We start from the raw sequence: 19,235 nt of genomic DNA on the forward strand, positions 1-19,235 counted from the left end.
GACACGTATGGCGAATGGACAGTTGCAACCGCAAACCGTGCGAAAGCAGGCACCTTGATGTGGTGCCTGCTTCGATTGCTGTACTGGTCCCCTAGGCAAACAGGATGTCATCTGATCCCAAAATGGTGATCGTCACAGTTTCCGTGTCCAGTCCGCCATCGCCGTCATCGACCGTGTAGGCAAAGCTGTCTGTGGCCGTCTCCCCGCTGTTCAAATGCTCGAACATACCGTCGGCGGAATAGGTGAACGTGCCGTCGCCGTTGTTGATGACATCGCCAAGCGTGCCGCTGTCGTCAATCGTGAACACAAAGGTATCGCTGTCAGGATCGGTGACATTTGCTGCAACCGTGACCGAGGGGCTGGGGCCATTCAGGGTTGAGCTGAACTGAACCCCGTCGACACGCAGATCATCCGTCCGCAAAAACTCGTAGTTCAGCGGGCCGACCGAAATCTGGGCATCCACCGTGACACCGCCTCCAAGATTCAGGCCTGCGATGTCCAGCTCGATGCTGTCGATGTTCTGATTGGTGTCGGCAAACAAAATCCACTGAGGGTTTGACAGGTCGACATCGCCGTTGCCCCCGTTGATGACCCAATCGGTCGAGGCGATTGTCTGTCCCGTCCCATCCACGAACACCTCGCCCGCGAATGCCCAGCCGGTGCTATTGGGGTTGGGCTGGACGATCACGCCGTTGCCCTCGCTGAGATACTGCGCGGCGATCTGATCAAAGGTGAAATTCGCGCCCCCGTCGCGCTGGATAGACGCCGCCGTGCCCGTGTCGAAATCGTAGACATAGAAACGCCCGGCATTGGGGATCGTTTGGGCCCCGACGCTGTCGGAACTGGCGACCTGCGGATCTTCGTCAACCGTGCCGGTCACCGCTTGTGCCACCGGAGCGTCATTTGTGCCGTTCACTGTGAACGACAGAGTTTGCGTGTCAGAGCCGCCGTTGCCGTCCTGCACGGTCACGTCATACTCGATCATCAGCGTCTCGCCCGCGGCCAGATAGGCCGCATCCACCGCGCCTATGTCAAAAGCCCAGTCCACAGAGCCGGACGCTTGCGCTGCGGTGCTGTTCACGCTGAGCTCGATCAGGGCCTGCGCCTGCGCCGAGGTCAGCCCGCCTGCATCGCCCACAAAGCGCACCGCATCAATCTCTGCCGTGTGCTCATCCGTGACATCGACATCGTTGAATTCAATCGTGCCCTGACGGGTGATCTCCATATCGTAGTCAAGGCCGACAAAGTAATTGGTCTCGTTGTCACCATCACTCGCAAGGAACAGCTTGAGCCCCAAAGACGGATCAATCGCGTTGGTTTGATCGGGTGTTGAAGACGCCGGGTCAAAGCCATCAAACGTGCCAATCAGCGCACCCGAACTGCTGAACACCGAGATGACATCGCTGAGACCGTCGAGGACGATTTCGAGGCTAAAGGTATTCTGCTGCCCGCCGCTCAGATTGAGTAGGTTCAGCTCAATCGCACCATCCTGTAGCGAGTCTCCCGGCTGCGAGTCCGTCTTGAGCTCGCCGTTATACAGGCGTCCCGCCCTGCTGTTGACAGAGAAATACGACACCTGGCCGACACCATCGGTGAGACCAAAAAAGACGTCCTGATCGCCGCCTGTCCGTGCGACTTCACCCTGAACAGTCACGACGACCTTGTCGCTGGCCTCCAGCGCGCCTTGCTCGACAATATCAAAAACGGTGTGTGGCGCACGCCTGTCTTCGGTGTTGATATTCACCCGCATCGCATCCTGACCGCCGACCGTCTGGATCGAAGCCGTGCCGCTTGTGGGATCAAAGGCCTCGATGAAATCTTGCGCGTCAAAGCTGCCGGATGTGGTAAAGCCCGCGCCGATCTCTTCCACCAGATCAGAGTTCGCGAAATTGATGACCGGCGCGTCGTTCTGGCCGGTGATGGTGACAGTGACCGTCTCAGTGGAAGTGCCGCCATTGCCGTCATCCACAGTGTAGGCGAAGCTGTCGGTTGCTGTTTCTCCAACCGCGAGGCTGTCAAACGCGCCGCTGGGGTCATAGCCAAACGTGCCATCGCCGTTGTCGGTGACCGCGCCAAGCGTGCCTGTGGTGTCGACGCTGAACGTGTGGCTGTCAGCGGCATCGACATCTGTGAAGTCCGCCGCAATGGTGATGGCAGGACCGTCTTCGTCGGCAGTATCGGTTACCGCCATGGCAACCGGCGCGTCGTTCTGGCCGGTGACGGTGATCGTCACGGTTTCGGTCGCAGTGCCGCCATTGCCATCATCCACAGTGTAGGTGAAGCTGTCGGTTGCTGTCTCTCCAACCGCGAGGCTGTCAAACGCGCCGCTGGGGTCATAGCCAAACGTGCCATCGCCGTTGTCGGTGACCGTTCCCAGCGTAGCACTCGTGTCGATGCTGAATGTGTGGGTGTCGGTGGCATCCACGTCCGAGTAATCCGCAGCAACTGTGACGGCCGGGCCGTCTTCGTCAACGGTCGCAGACACGGCCATGGCTACAGGGGCGTCGTTTTGTCCTTCGATCACAATATCATAGGTGACAGTTGTGATATTGCCTTCGTCATCCGATATCACCAGCGTCACGGTTTCGGTTGTGCTCTCGCCCGCGCCGAGACTGTCGTAGGCGGTCCCGGGATCAAAGGACAGGCTTGCACCGCCGCCGACCCCGATTTGGCTGGTCTGGCTGGCTCCACTGTCCTGCGCCGTCAATATCCCGCCGCCGGTAACACTTGCCGATACCAGTTCCACCGATGTCCCATCCAGGTCGTAGTAGTCCACCTGGAACTGCAGCGCGTCACCTTCCGACGTGCTCAAACCATCATCGCGCAGGATCACCAGAGGCGCGTTGTCGCCCGCCAGATCAAATGTGAAATCGTCGAATTGCAGCACTTCAAAACTGTGCAGAAAATCGCAGCCGTCCTCGCCCTGGACATAGGTCCAGGGTCCACGGCCAAAACCTGAAACCTGATAGTCCAGCACAGAACCGGAAAAAACCGCAGTGTCCCGTCCCTTGCCACCAAACATGACATCGTTGCCGCCGCCGCCTTCTACGGTGTCGTCACCTCGTCCGGTATAGATACGGTCACGGTACTCGGAGCCGGTGACCTCATCGTTTCCGCGGCGCGTCCAGATGAATTGTCCACGGGATGCGTCCGACGCATCTACTTCCATATCAGTATTTCTCAGATAACCACGACCGCGATATCCCATGGTGATACTCCGTTATTGTCATTGGACAGCTTTCGGGCCCCATCCCCTAGCCTTCCTGCGACCTCTGATCCGAGACCAGAACCACGCAAAAACAAGCTAATTTTTAATAAGTTAAGGATGGGAGCGACAATCACCCGAACGGGTGATTTTTATGGGCGAAACAGAAAGTTATTCCATTGGAAACAGTAATGCGTTCAAGATAACCCAAATGAGTTGGGGGAGATAATGAGAACCACCAATCGGGTTATGAGCGGCTGGCAGCTTTTCTGTTTCAGCGTTCTCAGCGCACCATTGGCCATGGTCAGCTTCGCAATCGTGAGCTTTGCGCCAACCTTTTACGCAATAGACATGGGGTTGGGGCTGGCGGTTGTGGGGGCCGTGTTTATGTTTGGTCGCTTGTTTGACGTGTTCACGGACCCGCTGATTGGTGCGCTGAGCGATCGGACCTTCGGCGCACGCGGCCCCCGAGTACCGTGGATGCTGTTTTCTTTCCCCGGGGTTTTGCTGTTTGCCTGGTTGCTGCTCTCGCCCCCGGATGGGGTTGGTCCGGTGTATCTGTTCTGTGTGATCTCCGGCTATTTGCTTTTTGTAACCGCTTTTGATGTGCCTTACTCCAGCATTGGTTTGGAGATTTCTCCCAATGTGCACGAGCGCTCGGTGCTGGCTGGCACCAAGGCTGTGTTTCAAATCCTGGGCGCCCTGGCCGCGTCACTGGCGCCCGTGATCATTGGGGCGCAGATGGGTCTGTCGCTGCGCACATTGGGGCTGGCCTTTCTCATAACGATGCCCGTCGCGATGGCGTTTTTTCTGATCTGGGCGCCGCGACAGCAAAGCCGGGAGACCCGGACCCGTTTAAGCCTGTGGACTGCGTGGCGTAACTGCTTGCAGGAGCGCGCGTTTCTCAGGCTGATGATTGCGTTCTTTGCCGTGCAGGCAGCCAACGCGATGACGGTCGGCCTATTGGTGCTGTTTGTCAGCCATGTTCTGAATGCACCTGCGGTGGTGGGTCAGATGTTCTTGCTGCTGCTGGTGGGCACTGCAGTCTTTGTGCCGCTGTGGATCTGGCTTTCCAGCATGATCGGCAAGCGCAGAACTTGGACAGTCGCGATCACGATCTGCGCCGGTGTCTTGTCGGGCTGCTACCTGGTTGGCGCCGGCGACATCCTATTGATGCAGGTGATCTGTATCGGCCTGGGGGCCTGCATGACCTGTGACGCGGTGATGCCAACGTCGATGCTTGCAGATATCGTCGCTCGGGATGAAGCCGACAGCGGCCACCCAAGAGCTGCCAGCTATTTGGCCCTGAAAAACGCGGCTTCCAAGATGGCCTTTGTTGCGCCAATGGGGATCGCTTTTCCGATTCTGGGTTTGGCCGGTTTCGACAAATCCGGCGTAAATGGCCCGGAGACCTTTGGCATCCTGCTATTCTTCTTTGCCGGGCTTCCCGCTGTGCTGCGACTGGCGGTTGCAGGATATCTCTGGCGCCAGGCAGGTGATGTGACGGTCACAACCACCCCAGCATGAGCCAGGCCCTTGCTCCACCGACCGCGGTCGAAATACGGGCAGAAGAAGCCCGTATGTTGCGAGAGCGGGCCAGAGGTTCCGCCCGCTTCGCCTTTACTCTGATTGCCTTGATCGCCGTCAGCCTCGCCTCCGTGCGTCTCTACCGCGAGGCGGTCCTATGGGCGGGCCTTGCTTCGATCATGGTGGTGATCACGGTTCTCTACGCGCGCGTCTGGCCTCAGGCAGAGGAGACCCCGGAACAGGTTGATCGGTACCTGATGGGCCACATCGCGATCTCAGCCTTTACCGGTCTGGTTTGGGGCATTTGCGCGATCCAGTTGGCCAGCCCGACATCTGAACTCCAGACTTTTATGGCGGGGCTGTTTCTGACATCAATCACCGCCGGTGGGGTCATGGCAGGAACCGTGTACCGGCCTGGCTACCTCGCCATTGCCATATGCTCACTCCTGCCGTTCGGCCTGTTTCTCTTGATCACAACAGATGGCGTGATCCGTATCTATGGCGGGTTCATCCTGTTCTATTTCAGCTTCTGTTTCGCCACCAATTTAACGGCCAGTCAAAAGACAAGGGATGCGCTCGCAGCCCAATTGGTCAGTCGGCAGGCTGAAAAGGCTTTGGAGCAATTTGCCGAAGCCGCCAGGCACCAACACGCGGCCAAACGTTCCCTGAAGGCAATTCAGCACGACATGACCCAGCCTCTATTGGCCCTGCGCAACTTCCTGGCCGAGATGGATCGCCAGGCCACTTCGCCGGAACAGGCGGTCTTGGTGCGCCAAATCCGATTTGCATTGATCAGTCAGGAGGCGCTGGTCGAGGAGCTTTCGAATGTGGAGCAACCCGCATCAAGACTGACGCATACCGAAATCGACGTGGCAGATCTGCTGTCTCGGCTGGACGAGGAGTATCGCCCGCAATTTGCCGCAATAGGCTGTGATTTCGTAGTAAAAAATGATCTGGGGATCATCGAGAGTGACCGCCCCAAGCTGGAGCGTATCCTGCGAAATTTCCTGAGCAACGCAGTAAAATACGGGGCCTCCGGCGGGTATGTGCAGCTGTCGGTTTTCGTGACCGGCGACGAGAGCTGGTGGCAGGTCACGGATCGGGGCAGAGGCATGACACAGGACCAGATTCAGGCGGTGCGCCAACGCGAAAACCTGCCCGCAACCCGCACTGGCCAGGGGTTGGGCCTGGGCATCGTACGGGAACTTGCCCAAGAGCTGGGCGGCACATTTGAGATCAAGTCCAGCACAACCACAGGCACGCAGGTGTCGCTGCGACTGTCGCACCAGCCTGTCGAGGTCGCGCGCGATCAGGCCTTTGTCCTGGTTATTGGACAGGATACCCTTCCGAACATGGGCGCATGGGCGGATCTGGTCTCGTCCTGGTACTGGAAATTTGCCCATGCGGACACCTGCCAAGGAGCGGCAGACGCGATCACGCTGCTGGGGCAAGTCCCCGATCTGATTGTATTGGATCCCGTCGCCGGGCAATCGTTTTCCGAAAGCGAAATCAGTGACCTACAGCAATTCGCGCCGACGACCTATCTCCTGCGTGCCCCGGTCGGCGATGGGCACGGTCAAGACAGGAACGGGATCGAATTGCCGGACCGGGAAGTCAACTTGCGGCGCGCGCTGGAAAGCCGCCTTCAGAACAGCGCCAATTCGCGCGCCCTTTGAACCGCTGCGGCACGGTTGCCCACAGAGAGTTCCCTGAAGATCGTTTTGGCATGAGTTTTGACAGTGTTCTCGCTGATTGAAAGGGCGCCGGCGATGCTCTTGTTGGTGTGGCCTTCCGCCATCATCGACAATATGCGCTGCTGTTGCGGCCCGAGTTTCGGGCGGACGATCGTGTCCATTCCATCAGATTGGAACATCGTACGACGGGCGCCATTCTCAATAGATTTGGCCGGTAGCGGCCCCTCATCGACGGCAGCAAGGATGGCGTCCAGCAAAACCTGCTCTTCACACGATTTGTGGACAAAGCGAAACGCTCCGACCATCTGGGCATTGGTCCGTGTTTTCGCATCTTCCGACGCCGACAGAACGATCACCTGAACGCCAATATTGCGCGCGCGCAACGCGCCGATCAGCGCGATCCCGTTGAACGGCTTCATCGCCAGATCAGTGATGACCACATCCCAGGTTCGACCGCTGTCTATCTCTGCCAAAAAATCGGTGGCCGTCGTGAAACTCGTCACGTCTAGGTCCAAAGCGCTGCTCTCGAACACGTAGGAGAGCCCCTGCAAGAAAATCGCATGATCATCAATTATGGCGAGGCGGATCGAAGCAGTTTCCACTCATTATCCCCCTTTCAGTCATCTGTTTTTGGACCAATTTCTATTGAAAATCTTATTTGATGCAGAGAGCAATTCCATTGTTACGGAGTGCCGCATTTTTCTTCAGCAAGTGACCTTTTTAGAAGTTGAAGGACAACTCTCACCCTCGATCAGCGTTTTGCCCCACAATGAACGGCTGCCTTATTTGCAAAAAACAACCCCAATCGTGGCGCATGTGCAGCCTGGTCAGCCAGGCTCCCCTGTCCCTGCCTGCATCGGGCCGGAACCCGCCCCGGCCCGCTCATCCCTCAGTTTCACCAAGCCTGCAATCTCGACCATCTCGTAGCTGCCACCGATCCACCACTGGACCCCCGGTCCCGGCTTCCCTATATAAACAGTCAGGAAACGAACCGAGGCCCGAATGACCAACGCATCCGAACCGCTGGAAGGCACACCGCTGATCGCCCCCTCCTCTGTCAGCCACGAGCTGTACGAGCCTGTGGTGGACGCTTGCCGGTCCGTCTATGACCCCGAGATCCCGGTCAATATCTACGAGCTGGGCCTGATCTACACGATCGACATCTCTGCCGAGAATGACGTGAAGATCATCATGACCCTGACCGCCCCCGGCTGTCCCGTGGCTGGCGAGATGCCGGGCTGGATCGTGGATGCCGTCTCGCCGGTGCCCGGCGTCAAGAGCGTCGATGTCGAACTCACCTGGGAGCCGCCCTGGGGCATGGACATGATGTCCGATGAGGCCCGCCTCGAACTGGGCTTCATGTGAGCCCACGCAGGAACGATCTGGCCTGATCCTGCGGTCGCCCATCGTTGCGTCCGCACCGACCATCCGCAACGCGGCAGCGCTTCTGGCCTGCCGCGTTTGTCATATCCGCCGCGAGGCTGCACTCCCTGCCGCCATTGCCGACCGCCCAGACGCCCGAGCCGACGCCCGACCCGATGCCCCGTGGCCGTCCCGTGGCGCGATCATAACGCAGGATAAATGCGCCTCCCCCTGCCCGCCCCCTTGCCCCGAGGGCGCATCCCCCCGTAATATCGGCCTTATTATTGGCGGCACCTAAGCCGCAGCCGCCCGATCCTCCGCGACAGCTGCCCCGGCAGCGCGCAACACCACCCGCGGGCGCGCGCACCCAATTTGGAGTTCCATATTTTGCCCCGCATCTTCGCCTGCCCGACGTCGCTGATCGCACTTGCCCTTGCCGCACCGCTCCTGACCGGCCCTGCCCTGACCAGCCCCGCCCTTGCCGACACCGCGCCCGAGGCGATGAGCCTCAGCTACGGCCCGCGCCCCGCGTATCTGGTCGCAGCCCTGCCCGAAGGCCCGCTGAAAACGAAGCTGCAATCCTGCGCCGCGCAGACCCCGCAAGCCACCGAGTTCTCCATCGCGCACCGTGGTGCGCCACTGATGTTTCCCGAACACACGGTTGAGGGCAACCGCGCCGCCGCCTCCATGGGCGCCGGGATCCTGGAATGCGACGTGACCTTTACCAAAGACCTGGAACTGGTCTGCCGCCATTCGCAGAACGATCTGCACACCACCACCGATATCCTCACCAGCCCCCTCGCCGAGCGCTGCACCCAGCCCTTTACCCCGGCCAGTGCCGACACCCCCGCCACCGCCGAATGCCGCACCAGCGATCTGACGCTGGCAGAGCTGATGACCCTGCAGCCAAAGATGGACAGCAGCGACGCCACCGCCACCAGCGCCAAGGCCTTTCAGGGCGGTCTGGCCCCCTGGCGCAGCAATCTGCATCAGGGCGAGGCAACACTGCTCAGCCATGCCGACAGTATCGCCCTGTTCCGCGAGCTGGGCGCCCGTTTCACGCCCGAACTAAAGGCGCCCGCCGTCGCCATGCCCTTCAACGGGATGACACAGGAAGCCTATGCGCAGAAACTGATCGACGCCTATGTCGCCGCCGGCATCCCTGCGGCGGATGTCTGGGTGCAGAGCTTTGACCTCAGCGATATCAAATACTGGCTCACCCATACGCCGGAGTTCGGCCGTCAGGCGGTCTATCTCGACGACCGCTTTGCCCGCCATGACGCCGATGAAGGGCAGATTGATCCGATGGATCCCGCAACCTTCCGACCCTCGATGCAGGAGCTGAAGCAGATGGGCCTCAATTACATCGCCCCACCGATCTGGATGCTGCTGACGCTTGATGGCGACCGGATCGTGCCCTCCGCCTATGCACGGGCCGCGCAGGAGGCCGATCTGAACATCATCACCTGGACGCTGGAACGCTCCGGTCCGCTGACCAGCGGCGGCGGATGGTATTTCCAGTCGATCTCGGATGCGGTGACCTCGGATGCGGCCGTCTACCAGGTCCTTGATGTGCTGGCTCAGGATGTGGGGGTTGTCGGCGTATTCTCCGACTGGCCCGCAACAGTCACCTATTATGCCAATTGCATGGGGCTTTGACCCCTCCCCCCTTGAGCCTGCGCCATCGCCCCCCTAAATTGGAGGTAACGCGCGATAGTGGAGACAGAGATGTTCGGCATTCCCGGCAAACAAGCGGTGACCATCACCGACAAGGCAGCGGCCCAGATCGCCAAGCTGATGGACAAGGGCGGCCATTCCGGCCTGCGCATCGGCGTGAAAAAGGGCGGCTGCGCCGGCATGGAATATACGATGGAATATGTCGACACCCCCGATCCCAACGATGAGGTGGTCGAACAGGATGGCGCCCGTGTGCTGATTGCACCGATGGCGCAGATGTTCCTGTTCGGCACCGAAATCGACTATGAGGTCTCGCTTCTGGAGGCCGGGTTCAAGTTCAACAACCCCAATGTCTCCGAGGCCTGCGGCTGCGGGGAATCAATCAGCTTCAAGGATATGCCCGCAGGCTGACCTGCCAGCCCCCGATGGATTGGGGCAGACGCAGATCACAACCCAGACGTGCAGCCTGAAAAAAATAGACGCCCCATTGCCGTTTTTCGCAGCCTTGGCGCGCAACTTCGGTATTGTTCAACATGTGCAGGCCACAGGCTCCATGCGAACAGGCGAATTGTTCCCCAATCCGAACAATGCTAGGACAGGCCAAGCAGCAAGCTGTCCCCCGTCAGGGGCATGAAGGCAGCACCGATTTTGAGGGAGATACGCAGATGCGTCGCAAGATGGTCGCAGGCAACTGGAAAATGAACGGCACCGCAAGTGCGCTGACCGAGCTGGGCAATCTGGCCTATAGCTGCAAGTCGGCCAAGGCCGAAGTGGTGATTTGCCCCCCGGCAACGCTGCTCTACCGGGCAGCCAATGTCTGCGTCGACAGCAAGGTCGACATCGGCGCCCAGGATTGCCATAGCGCGACCTACGGTGCCCATACCGGCGACCTCAGCGCCGAAATGCTGCATGACGCCGGGGCGAGCGCGGTGATTCTCGGCCATTCCGAACGGCGTGCCAATCACGGCGAGACCGATGACATGGTCCGCGCCAAGGCCAGGACCGCCATTGCAGCGGGACTCACCGCCATCATCTGCGTCGGCGAAACGCAGGACCAGCGCGAGGCCGGCAAGACGCTGGAGGTGGTTCGCGCCCAGCTGGCAGGCTCGCTGCCGGACGACACCAGCGGCACGAATGTGGTGGTCGCCTATGAACCGGTCTGGGCTATTGGCACCGGCAAAGTGCCCACGGTCGAACAGATCGCAGAGGTGCACAACGACCTGCGCGCAAGCCTCGTCAAACGCTTCGGCGGTGAAACCGCCAATGCCATCCGACTGCTCTACGGCGGCTCGGTAAAATCCAGCAATGCCAAGGAGATCTTCGCGGTGGCCCATGTCGATGGCGCGCTGGTCGGCGGCGCCAGCCTCAAGGCTGCGGATTTCGCCCCCATCGTCGCGGCTCTCGACGCCAGCGACTGAACGCGCCTGACGGCGCGGCCTCCGGCGGGAGTATTTGGGGAAAGATGACATCGCCCCGTGCCCGCTTTTCACCTTTCGCAAAATACTCTGGGGTGAATGCGCGCCAGCGCAGAGGGGCAAAGCCCCTGACATAACGCCAGACAGAAAAAGGCCCGGGACACTCTCCCGGGCCTTTTCATATGCGGGGGGATGCGCCGCAGCGCTACTTTGTTATGATCTCCGGCCCCATCACCGCATTGGGCAGCACCGTCGATATCCACGGGATATAGGTGATCATGATCAGGAACACGAAGAGCACCGCCAGGAACGGCAGCGCAGCCCGCACCACCGCCATCATCGGCATCCCCGCAACCCCGGAGGTCACAAAGAGGTTCAGACCAACCGGCGGGGTGATCATGCCGATCTCCATGTTGACCACCATGATGATGCCCAGATGAATGGGGTCGATCCCCAGTTCAATCGCAATCGGGAACACCAGCGGCGCCACAATCACCAACAGCCCCGACGGCTCCATGAACTGACCACCGATCAGCAGGATCACATTGACCACGATCAGGAACATCACCGGACCAAAGCCGGCCGACAGCATCGCGGTGGCAATCTGCTGCGGCACCTGCTCATCGGTCAGCACATGTTTGAGGATCAGCGCATTGGCAATCACAAACAACAGCGTCACCGTCAGCTTGCCTGCCTCAAACAGGGCATGGCGCGTATCGGCGTGAAAGAAGGACGGGATGAAATAGACCACGGTCTGCCCCAGCATCTTGGGCAGCATGGTCACAAACTGCCCCAGATCCTTCGGTTTTGGCGCCGATTTCAGCGGCCCCATGTCGCGGTAGACAAAGGTCGCGACAAAGAAGGCATAGACCGACGCCACAGCCGCTGCCTCTGTCGGGGTGAAAATCCCGCCATAGATGCCGCCCAGAATGATTCCGATCAGCAGCAGACCAACCGAGGCATTGGCCGCCGAGGCTGCAACTTCCCCCCAGCCCAGCCATTCGCCCTTGGGCAGGTTCTTCACCTTGGCCATCACATAGATGGTCACCATCAGCATGAACCCGGCCATCAGGCCCGGAATGACGCCCGCCAGGAACATCCGCCCCACCGAGACCTCAACCGCCGCCGCATAGACCACCATCACAATCGACGGCGGGATCAGGATGCCCAGCGTGCCCGCGTTACAGATCACACCGGCCGCGAACTCCTTGCTGTAGCCGACCTGACGCATCCCGGCGATCACGATGGATCCGATGGCCACCACGGTGGCCGGTGACGACCCGGACAGGGCTGCAAACAGCATACAGGCAAAGACGCCGGCAATCGCCAGACCACCCGGCAGATGACCGACACAAGCGATCGAGAACCGGATGATCCGCCGCGCCACGCCGCCGGTGGTCATGAAGCTTGACGCGAGGATGAAGAAGGGGATCGCCAGCAGCGTGAAATGCCCCTCGAAGGCTTCAAAAAGCGTGCCCGCAACCGACGCCAACGAGCTGTCGGAATAGATCAGCAGGAACAGCGTCGAGCTGAGGCCAAGCGCCACCGCGATCGGAACCCCGATCAGCAACAGGCCGATGACCATGGAAAACAATAGGACGACATCCATCAGTCGTGCTCCCCCCGCTGCGCCTGAACCTCGGCAATTTCATCTTCGACCTCATGGCTGGCCACCAGACGATCGACATCGCCGCGCAGGATCTGCACCGCCGCCTGACCAAAGCGCAGCAACATCAGCAGCATCGACAGCGGCAGCACCACATAGGGCACCACTTTGGGCAGTTTCTCGTAAGAGTCGCCGTAGTTGATCAGCTCTTCGAGAAATCCGAACACCGCCACCATCGGCACATCTTGCACCTCGTAGAAGCTCTGGCTGCGCGCTGACATGTCAAAACCGGTGGGAAACCAGCGCCCGGAGGTGGGCGGCAGATCGGCAAACACAGCCCAGTAGTCATAGGCGCCCTTCAGCAGCAGCAGCGAAAACACCAGGCAGCAGCCGACCGAGATCAGCCCGATCACCCGGCGCGCCGGCGCCGACACCATGTTGAGGATCGCATCAACCCCCAGATGGGCATGCACCTTCACCGCATAGGATGCGCCCAAGAGCACCAGCCAGGCAAACAGGAACACCGTCAGCTCCAGCGCCCAGAGAATATTGGAATTGAACACAAATCGCGCCACCACATTGGCAAATGTGATCAGGGTCATCAGCCCCAGCAGCAGCGCAATCAGCGTCTCTTCGAGTGTATTGATAAGCCCGGTCGGGCCAGGTTTTGCCCCCGCCATATCGCTCTCCCTCGATGTTTGGATAATGGGATACCGGCGCGGATGGCGCACCGTGCAAATTGGGGCGGCGCGTCAGTCGCGCCAGCCCCGGATCTTCAGCCTGTGGCCTTTACATGCCTGCGTTGATCGACTGTGCCGCATCGATCATGTCCTGACCAACGTCGCCTGCGAATTTCTCCCAGACCGGCTTCATCGCCTCGACCCAGGCCGCGCGCTGCTCGGGCGTCAGCTCACGCACCACGCCACCGGCATCAATGATCGCCTGACGCGCTTCGGCGTTCACCTTGGTGGATTCCGAGTTCCGCGTTGCCGTGACCTCGCCAAGGATGGTCAGGAACTGCTCACGGACAGCAGGCTCCAGGCTGTCGAGCCAGTCAACAGAAGTCACCACCAGATAGTCCAGCGCGCCGTGGTTGGTCTCGGTCACACCGTCCTGCACCTCAAAGAACTTCTTGCCGTAGATGTTGGACCAGGTGTTCTCCTGCCCGTCCACAACACCCTGCTGCAGCGCGCCGTAAACTTCGGAGAAGGCCATTTTCTGCGGGCTGCCACCGATCGCTTCCATCTGCGCCACCAGCACGTCCGAAGACTGCACGCGGAATTTCAGCCCATTGGCATCCGACGGCGCGATCAGCGGCTTGTTGGCCGACATCTGCTTCATGCCATTGTGCCAATAGGCCAGCCCCTGCAGACCGCGGCGCTGCATCGAATCCAGCATCGCCTGACCATTGTCAGAGGCCTGGAAAGCATCAACCGCGTCGATGTTCTTGAACATGAACGGCAGGTCGAACAGGCGGAACTGCTTGGTGAACTTCTCGAATTTCGACAGGCTTGGCGCGGCCAGCTGCACGTCGCCCTGCAGCATCGCTTCCAGCACCTTGTTGTCATTGTAAAGCGTGGAGTTCGGATAGACCTCCAGACACATGGTGCCGTTCATCTCTTCGTTGATGCGCTTTTCCAGCAGCGAGGCGGCAATCCCCTTGGGGTGCTTATCGGTATTGGTCACATGGCTGAACTTGACGACGATTTCGCCTTCCTCACAGGCCGCCATGGCGGCACCGGCACTCATGGTCAGCGCCACGGCGGTGGCAGCAGCAGTTACAAATTTCATGTCTTTCCTCCCAGAATATCTCCTTGGCCTTTGCAACAGCAAAGACCCCGACGGCAGCATCACGGCGCTGGCCTCTCCGCTCAAGCCTTTGTTACAGCGTCACGAGACTGGAAATTTATGAACTTATAACAAACGCTTACCGAGCCAATCTCAGGTCACCTCTCAGCGACACCACCATGGTTGTGCGAATTCCCGCACAGGGAGGCGGCCCTGCTGTGCGGATTTCCGCACATTCTGCGTGCGCGAGAGACGCGGCCCGGGATGCGGTCTTGGGAATCAGCGCCCGTCATCTTTCCATAAATACTCAAATCCGACGCCCGCACCGGGCAGTGCCAGCGGCACCGGGGCGTTGCACAGGCGCCGCGCGCCCTGCCCGCGTTTGATTAACCCGCAGCTGTCACATTGGGCCGGTCGCGACATCCGGGCCGTCTGACACGCGGTCCACCGATCCGGGGCATCTGGCACATGCCCCGGCAGGAGACCGGCCCGCGCCCCGCAGCATGCAGGGTGCAGGCGTCCAGACAGCCATGGTTGACGGACATGGGCCCCGGCTGACACCCGCGCCCATCCCCCTCCGCCCATGCGCCCTTAGGGGCCATCCGGCGGCGCCGCCATTCACTGCCCTCGCCGCCCGATCAGGCGTGGCGAGAAACAGCGAAAGACACAGCAGACCGCGCTCAGCGGCGATAGTCCTCAGGCCGGATGCCATAACGCGCCAGCTTGTCATAAAACGTCTTGCGCGGCAGCTTCAGGGCTTTGGCCGCGGCAGAGGCATGGCCGTTCTGCCGCCCCAGCGCCGCTATGAGCAAGGACCGCTCCACCTGCGCCAGCTGCTCGGCCAGCCCCAGTTCCGCCGATTGCGCCGCCTCCTCCGGCATGCCGAGGACAAAACGCATGGCCGCCGACATCAGCGATCGCGCATTGCCCGGCCAATCCTGCGCCATCAGCGCCGCCAGATGGTCCGGTGGAATATCCGGCACGGCAATGCCCGCCTGCTCTGCCGCCTGCGCCACGTAATGGCTGAACAGCACCGGGATATCCTCGGGCCGCTCCGACAGCGCCGGAATGCGCACCCGCATCACGTCCAGCCGGTAGAACAGATCCGCCAGAAATCCGCCACGCGTCACCTCCTCGGCCAGATCCGCGACGGTCCCAACCAGAACCCGTGCCTCCACCCGCTGTTCCAGCGCCTCCAGCATGGCATATTGCGTCTCTTTCGGCAGGGCGGCGATTTCATCGAGGTAAAGCGATCCGCCCGCCGCCTCGCGGCACAGATCCGCAAACCCATCAGGGGTCAGCCCCGCCGCCGGGCGTTTCACAAACGCGCCCTGACCACGCGGCGACATCAGGTGAATGACCTCCGCCACCTTGGAGATCCCGCCACCCGGTGCACCGGTCACCAGCACCTCCGCCCCGGTGGCCGCCACCGCGCGGGCACGGGCGCGCAGCTCCGCCACCTGCGCCGAGGTGCCAAAGATCATCCGCGCCGCCGCATCGCCGCTTTCCAGCCGCGACTTCAGTGCGCGGTTCTCCCGCACCAATGCCCGCGTCTTCAGCGCCCGGCGCACCACCGTCATCAGATCCGCAGTGGCGCAGGGTTTTTCGAGGAAATCAAACGCCCCCTCCGCCATCGCCTGCACCGCCATCGGGATGTCACCTTCGCCGGTCAGCAGGATCACCGGCAGATCACTGTCCACCTCGCGCACATAGCGCAACAGGTGAAACCCGTCGCGTCCCGGCATCCGCATATCCGACAGGATCACCCCGTCAAAATCGGGCGTGATCAGATCCTTGGCCGCCACAAAGGATCCCACCGTGATCGCGTCACACTCCGCCAGCTCCAGCGTCTGGCCAAGCGCCGCCCGCACCGCCGCATCATCGTCCACCACCAAGACACGATTGGTCATGCCACCTCATCCTGTTGTTGCGGCTCGGCACCTGCCTGCGCACGCCAGCGGTCCAGCTCCACCGTGAATTCGGCGCCATCGCCGGTGTTGACGCCCCGGATATCGCCGCCAAAGCTCTGCACCAGCCCGTAAGAGATCGACAGACCCAGCCCCATGCCATCGGCGCTGCCAACCGCCTTGGTGGAATAAAACGGCTCAAAGATCTTCTCGGGTTCCTTCAGCCCCGGACCGATATCGCGCACCGTCACCGCCAGCCGCGCAGCAGCATCCCCGCCGCGGGTCTCAATCGCCATCCTGATCTCGCGGCGCTCCTGATCCAGCATCGCATCGGCGGCATTGTTGATCAGGTTCACAAACACCTGCGACAGCCGCACCTCGCCGCCCCAGGCAAAGACCGGCTCCGCAGGCGGCTGCCAGACCAGCGCCACCCCGTCCTGCCGCAGCCGCTGCTCCGTCAGCTCGGCGGCGGTATTGATCACCTGCACCAGATCCACCCGGCCCATCGGTTCGTTTTCGTTGCGGGCAAAGGCACGCAGGTTCTTGATGATCCGCGCCATCCGACCGGCCATCTGCGCAATCCGGCCCAGGTTCTCGCCCGCCCGTTCCGGCTTGCCGCGCGCCACAAAAGCCTCGCCGTTCTCGGCATATTGCTGGATCGCCATCAGCGGCTGGTTCAGCTCATGGCTGATCCCCGCCGACATCTGCCCCAGCGCCGACAGCTTGCCCGCCTGCACCAGCTCCTCCTGCGCGCGTTTCAGCGCCGCCTCCGCCTCCTGACGTTCCTGCACCTCGCGGGTCAGCCGCATATTGGTGGCCGACAGCGCCCGTGTGCGCGCCTCGACCCGGCTTTCCAGCGCCGCATTGGCCTCCGCCAGTGTGCGCCGCCGTTCCAGCGCCAGCGCCAGCATCGTGCCCAGCGCCAGCACGATCGCCGCCATCGCCGCCGCCTGCAATCCTGCCAGACGCTGCGCCGGGGCCACATCCACCAGAATCTCCCCCACCATGCCGATCTGCGGCAGGTTCACCGCCTGATGCAGCGCCCGCTCCGGCAGATAGGGTGACCAGCGCAGATCCCAGATCTCATGCGGCCCTTCCAGCCAGGACCGAAGCGCCACCTGTCGCCCATCGGGCGGCGACAACCCCGGCCCGTCGGTGCTGCGCTGCCAGAACAACAGCTCCCGCCGGTTGGCAATGAACACCTCACCGCCCCGGTTGGTGAAAAACACCGCCGGCAGCGAGCCGCGCCAGGTCTGCTCAACATCCTCGACATCAGCCACCACCACCAAGGCACCGCGCACCCGGCCATCGCCGTCGAAATCAGGGGCCGCATAGACATAGGCCCGCCGCCCATCAGGTTGCAGCACATCATATCCGGTGCCCAGCGCCCCCTGCATCGCACGGTGGAAGTAGCGGCTCTGGGTCACATCGCGCCCCATCACCCCTTCGGCGGCCACAACCACCCGCCCCGCCCGGTCGACAAAGAACACATCCAGCGCCGCCGTCTTGTCCGCCACCTCGCGCAGCAGCCCCTGCGCCGCCGCCCGTGCCTCGGCGCGGTCCAGCTGCTTCAGCGTCGGGTGATCAGCCATCAGCACGGCGAGCTCCTGATAGACCTGCAATTGCGTGGTCACCCGGTCCGAAGCCAGCGCCAGATCCGCTGCACTGCGTTCGGCAAGCGAATCAAGCGCTTGGCGATAGCCCAGCCGGTAGACACCCGTTGCCACAGCCGTCACCGCCCCCAGAAGAAGCGCCAGAATGATCCAGCGATGTGCGTGAAACTGCGTCATTGGCCGCACAGTAGCAAAGCCCCCCTTGCATTGACCAGCCGCCTTGGCAAAAGCTGCGCAGATGAAGACATTGACCCAATCCCCCACCGACCCCGATTTTGTCCAATCCCCCTACGGTTTTTACGCCGAGGCCCGCGCGAACGGACATCTGCATTACTGGCAGGACTACAAGATGGTTGCGGCCTTCTCGCACCCGGCTGTTCATACCCTGCTGCGCGACCGCCGCTTTGGCCGCGAAATCCCCCCGGAGATGGCGCGCGAAAGCCCCGCCCATCTCGCCCCCTTCCTGCAGGTCGAGGCGCATTCGCTCCTGGATGCAGAGCCACCCCGCCACACCCGCCTGCGTCGCCTTGTCTTGCGCGCCTTCACCAGCCGCGAGATCAAGGCGCTGGCGCCCGGTCTCGAAACCCTCTGCCACGAGCTGATCGACGCCTTCCCTCAGGACGCGCCCTTTGACCTCCTGTCCACCTATTGCACTCAGGTCCCGGTGATCGCGATCTGCCGCCTGCTGGGCGTGCCCGAGGATATGGCGCCGCAGCTCCTGGACTGGTCGCACAAGATGGTCGCCATGTATCAGGCCTCCAAGACGGTTGAGACCGAACATGCCGCCGCGAAGGCCAGCCAGGAATTCATCGACTTCCTCACCGCCTATGTGGACGAACGCCGCAAGACCCCGGGCGAGGATCTGATCACCCGCCTCATCCAGGCCGAGGAAGACGGCGAAAGCCTCTCCACCGATGAGCTGATCGGCACCTGTATCCTGCTGCTGAACGCAGGCCATGAGGCCACGGTGCATTCGCTGGGCAATGGTGTGAAAACCATGCTGCAACAGGGCTGGGACACAAGCTGGCTTGCTCCCGACGGCATAGAAGGTCTGGTTGAGGAAATCCTGCGCTATGACCCGCCGCTGCATATGTTCACCCGCTACGCCTATGAGGAGGTCGAGATGTTCGGCCATAGCTTCCAGCGCGGCGATGAGGTGGCGCTGCTGCTGGCGGCGGCCAACCGCGACCCCGAAATGCTGGAGGATCCCGAGCGCTTCGATCCCACGCGCCCGGCGAAGGTGAACACCTCCTTTGGCGCAGGGCTGCATTTCTGCGTCGGCGCGCCGCTGGCGCGGATGGAGATGCAGATCGCCCTGCCGATCCTGTTCGAGCGTTGCCCCGACCTGAAACTGGCCGCCGCGCCGGAGTATAACAACACCTACCATTTCCACGGGCTGACAGGCCTGATGGTTCAGGTCTGATCCCCCAACGTGGCGGGC

14 protein-coding genes are annotated in these 19,235 nt (G+C 61.5%); 7 read left to right on the top strand and 7 right to left on the bottom strand.

What is annotated here, in order from left to right:
* Window positions 1-91: 91 nt before the first annotated feature.
* The gene (locus tag VWY75_RS11555) at window positions 92-3,169 is read right to left on the bottom strand and encodes a VCBS domain-containing protein (RefSeq protein ID WP_416538987.1); all 3,078 of its coding nucleotides are present in this window, start codon (window positions 3,167-3,169) and stop codon (window positions 92-94) included.
* Window positions 3,170-3,433: 264 nt separating this feature from the next.
* On the opposite strand from VWY75_RS11555, the gene VWY75_RS11560 reads away from it, so the two are divergent.
* Both VWY75_RS11560 and VWY75_RS11565 read left to right on the top strand, forming a co-directional pair.
* Entirely contained in the window at window positions 3,434-4,732 is a 1,299-nt protein-coding gene (locus VWY75_RS11560) for an MFS transporter (RefSeq protein ID WP_416538988.1), read from the top strand.
* Complete coding sequence (locus tag VWY75_RS11565) at window positions 4,729-6,408, top strand: sensor histidine kinase (protein WP_416538989.1); 1,680 nt, start codon at window positions 4,729-4,731, stop codon at window positions 6,406-6,408. Before VWY75_RS11560 ends, VWY75_RS11565 begins: the two co-directional genes overlap by 4 nt.
* Here the strand turns inward: VWY75_RS11565 and VWY75_RS11570 are convergent.
* Window positions 6,378-7,028: a response regulator transcription factor gene (locus VWY75_RS11570; protein WP_416538990.1), complete on the bottom strand. Its 651-nt coding sequence runs from the start codon at window positions 7,026-7,028 to the stop codon at window positions 6,378-6,380. The two genes, VWY75_RS11565 and VWY75_RS11570, sit on opposite strands and share 31 nt — an antisense overlap.
* Window positions 7,029-7,428: 400 nt before the next feature.
* On the opposite strand from VWY75_RS11570, the gene VWY75_RS11575 reads away from it, so the two are divergent.
* From VWY75_RS11575 to tpiA, 4 genes are all read left to right on the top strand, one after another.
* Window positions 7,429-7,791 carry an SUF system Fe-S cluster assembly protein gene (locus VWY75_RS11575; protein WP_340545951.1) on the top strand — a complete coding sequence of 121 codons (363 nt, stop codon included), beginning with the start codon at window positions 7,429-7,431 and terminating at the stop codon, window positions 7,789-7,791.
* A 384-nt stretch (window positions 7,792-8,175) separates the two neighbouring features.
* Window positions 8,176-9,447 (top strand): glycerophosphodiester phosphodiesterase family protein, encoded by a 1,272-nt coding sequence (locus tag VWY75_RS11580; RefSeq protein ID WP_416538992.1) that lies wholly within the window; start codon window positions 8,176-8,178, stop codon window positions 9,445-9,447.
* A 69-nt stretch (window positions 9,448-9,516) separates the two neighbouring features.
* Window positions 9,517-9,876 carry a HesB/IscA family protein gene (locus VWY75_RS11585; protein WP_340545952.1) on the top strand — a complete coding sequence of 120 codons (360 nt, stop codon included), beginning with the start codon at window positions 9,517-9,519 and terminating at the stop codon, window positions 9,874-9,876.
* A gap of 254 nt (window positions 9,877-10,130) precedes the next feature.
* Window positions 10,131-10,883 carry a triose-phosphate isomerase gene (gene tpiA, locus VWY75_RS11590; RefSeq protein ID WP_416538993.1) on the top strand — a complete coding sequence of 251 codons (753 nt, stop codon included), beginning with the start codon at window positions 10,131-10,133 and terminating at the stop codon, window positions 10,881-10,883.
* Window positions 10,884-11,085: 202 nt separating this feature from the next.
* On the opposite strand, the gene VWY75_RS11595 is transcribed toward tpiA, so the two are convergent.
* The 5 genes from VWY75_RS11595 to VWY75_RS11615 form a co-directional block, all read right to left on the bottom strand.
* Window positions 11,086-12,489: a TRAP transporter large permease gene (locus VWY75_RS11595; protein WP_416538994.1), complete on the bottom strand. Its 1,404-nt coding sequence runs from the start codon at window positions 12,487-12,489 to the stop codon at window positions 11,086-11,088.
* Window positions 12,489-13,166, bottom strand: a complete 678-nt coding sequence (locus VWY75_RS11600; protein WP_340545955.1) for a TRAP transporter small permease — start codon at window positions 13,164-13,166, stop codon at window positions 12,489-12,491. Before VWY75_RS11600 ends, VWY75_RS11595 begins: the two co-directional genes overlap by 1 nt.
* A 109-nt stretch (window positions 13,167-13,275) precedes the next feature.
* A complete protein-coding gene (locus tag VWY75_RS11605) occupies window positions 13,276-14,277 on the bottom strand; it encodes a DctP family TRAP transporter solute-binding subunit (protein ID WP_340545956.1) in 1,002 nt (333 codons plus the stop codon).
* Between the two features lie 677 nt (window positions 14,278-14,954).
* Window positions 14,955-16,184: a sigma-54-dependent transcriptional regulator gene (locus tag VWY75_RS11610; RefSeq protein ID WP_340545957.1), complete on the bottom strand. Its 1,230-nt coding sequence runs from the start codon at window positions 16,182-16,184 to the stop codon at window positions 14,955-14,957.
* Entirely contained in the window at window positions 16,181-17,971 is a 1,791-nt protein-coding gene (locus VWY75_RS11615) for a sensor histidine kinase (RefSeq protein WP_340545958.1), read from the bottom strand. Before VWY75_RS11615 ends, VWY75_RS11610 begins: the two co-directional genes overlap by 4 nt.
* Before the next feature lie 61 nt (window positions 17,972-18,032).
* Between VWY75_RS11615 and VWY75_RS11620 the strand changes: the two genes are divergently transcribed.
* Window positions 18,033-19,217: a cytochrome P450 gene (locus VWY75_RS11620; RefSeq protein WP_416538995.1), complete on the top strand. Its 1,185-nt coding sequence runs from the start codon at window positions 18,033-18,035 to the stop codon at window positions 19,215-19,217.
* Window positions 19,218-19,235: the final 18 nt, after the last annotated feature.

It is taken from the genome of Phaeobacter sp. JH20_08 (assembly GCF_048056635.1).
In the GTDB taxonomy this organism is placed as follows: Bacteria; Pseudomonadota; Alphaproteobacteria; order Rhodobacterales; family Rhodobacteraceae; genus Phaeobacter; species Phaeobacter bryozoorum.

What these genes read in the sequence shown, in the direction of transcription:
- VWY75_RS11555 (WP_416538987.1), bottom strand. Translation starts at nt 3,169, where the DNA reads ATGGAAGTAGATGCGTCGGACGCATCCCGTGGACAATTCATCTGGACG.
- VWY75_RS11560 (WP_416538988.1), top strand. Translation starts at nt 3,434, where the DNA reads ATGAGAACCACCAATCGGGTTATGAGCGGCTGGCAGCTTTTCTGTTTC.
- VWY75_RS11565 (WP_416538989.1), top strand. Translation starts at nt 4,729, where the DNA reads ATGAGCCAGGCCCTTGCTCCACCGACCGCGGTCGAAATACGGGCAGAA.
- VWY75_RS11575 (WP_340545951.1), top strand. Translation starts at nt 7,429, where the DNA reads ATGACCAACGCATCCGAACCGCTGGAAGGCACACCGCTGATCGCCCCC.
- VWY75_RS11585 (WP_340545952.1), top strand. Translation starts at nt 9,517, where the DNA reads ATGTTCGGCATTCCCGGCAAACAAGCGGTGACCATCACCGACAAGGCA.
- tpiA (WP_416538993.1), top strand. Translation starts at nt 10,131, where the DNA reads ATGCGTCGCAAGATGGTCGCAGGCAACTGGAAAATGAACGGCACCGCA.
- VWY75_RS11595 (WP_416538994.1), bottom strand. Translation starts at nt 12,489, where the DNA reads ATGGATGTCGTCCTATTGTTTTCCATGGTCATCGGCCTGTTGCTGATC.
- VWY75_RS11600 (WP_340545955.1), bottom strand. Translation starts at nt 13,166, where the DNA reads ATGGCGGGGGCAAAACCTGGCCCGACCGGGCTTATCAATACACTCGAA.
- VWY75_RS11605 (WP_340545956.1), bottom strand. Translation starts at nt 14,277, where the DNA reads ATGAAATTTGTAACTGCTGCTGCCACCGCCGTGGCGCTGACCATGAGT.
- VWY75_RS11610 (WP_340545957.1), bottom strand. Translation starts at nt 16,184, where the DNA reads ATGACCAATCGTGTCTTGGTGGTGGACGATGATGCGGCGGTGCGGGCG.
- VWY75_RS11615 (WP_340545958.1), bottom strand. Translation starts at nt 17,971, where the DNA reads ATGACGCAGTTTCACGCACATCGCTGGATCATTCTGGCGCTTCTTCTG.
- VWY75_RS11620 (WP_416538995.1), top strand. Translation starts at nt 18,033, where the DNA reads ATGAAGACATTGACCCAATCCCCCACCGACCCCGATTTTGTCCAATCC.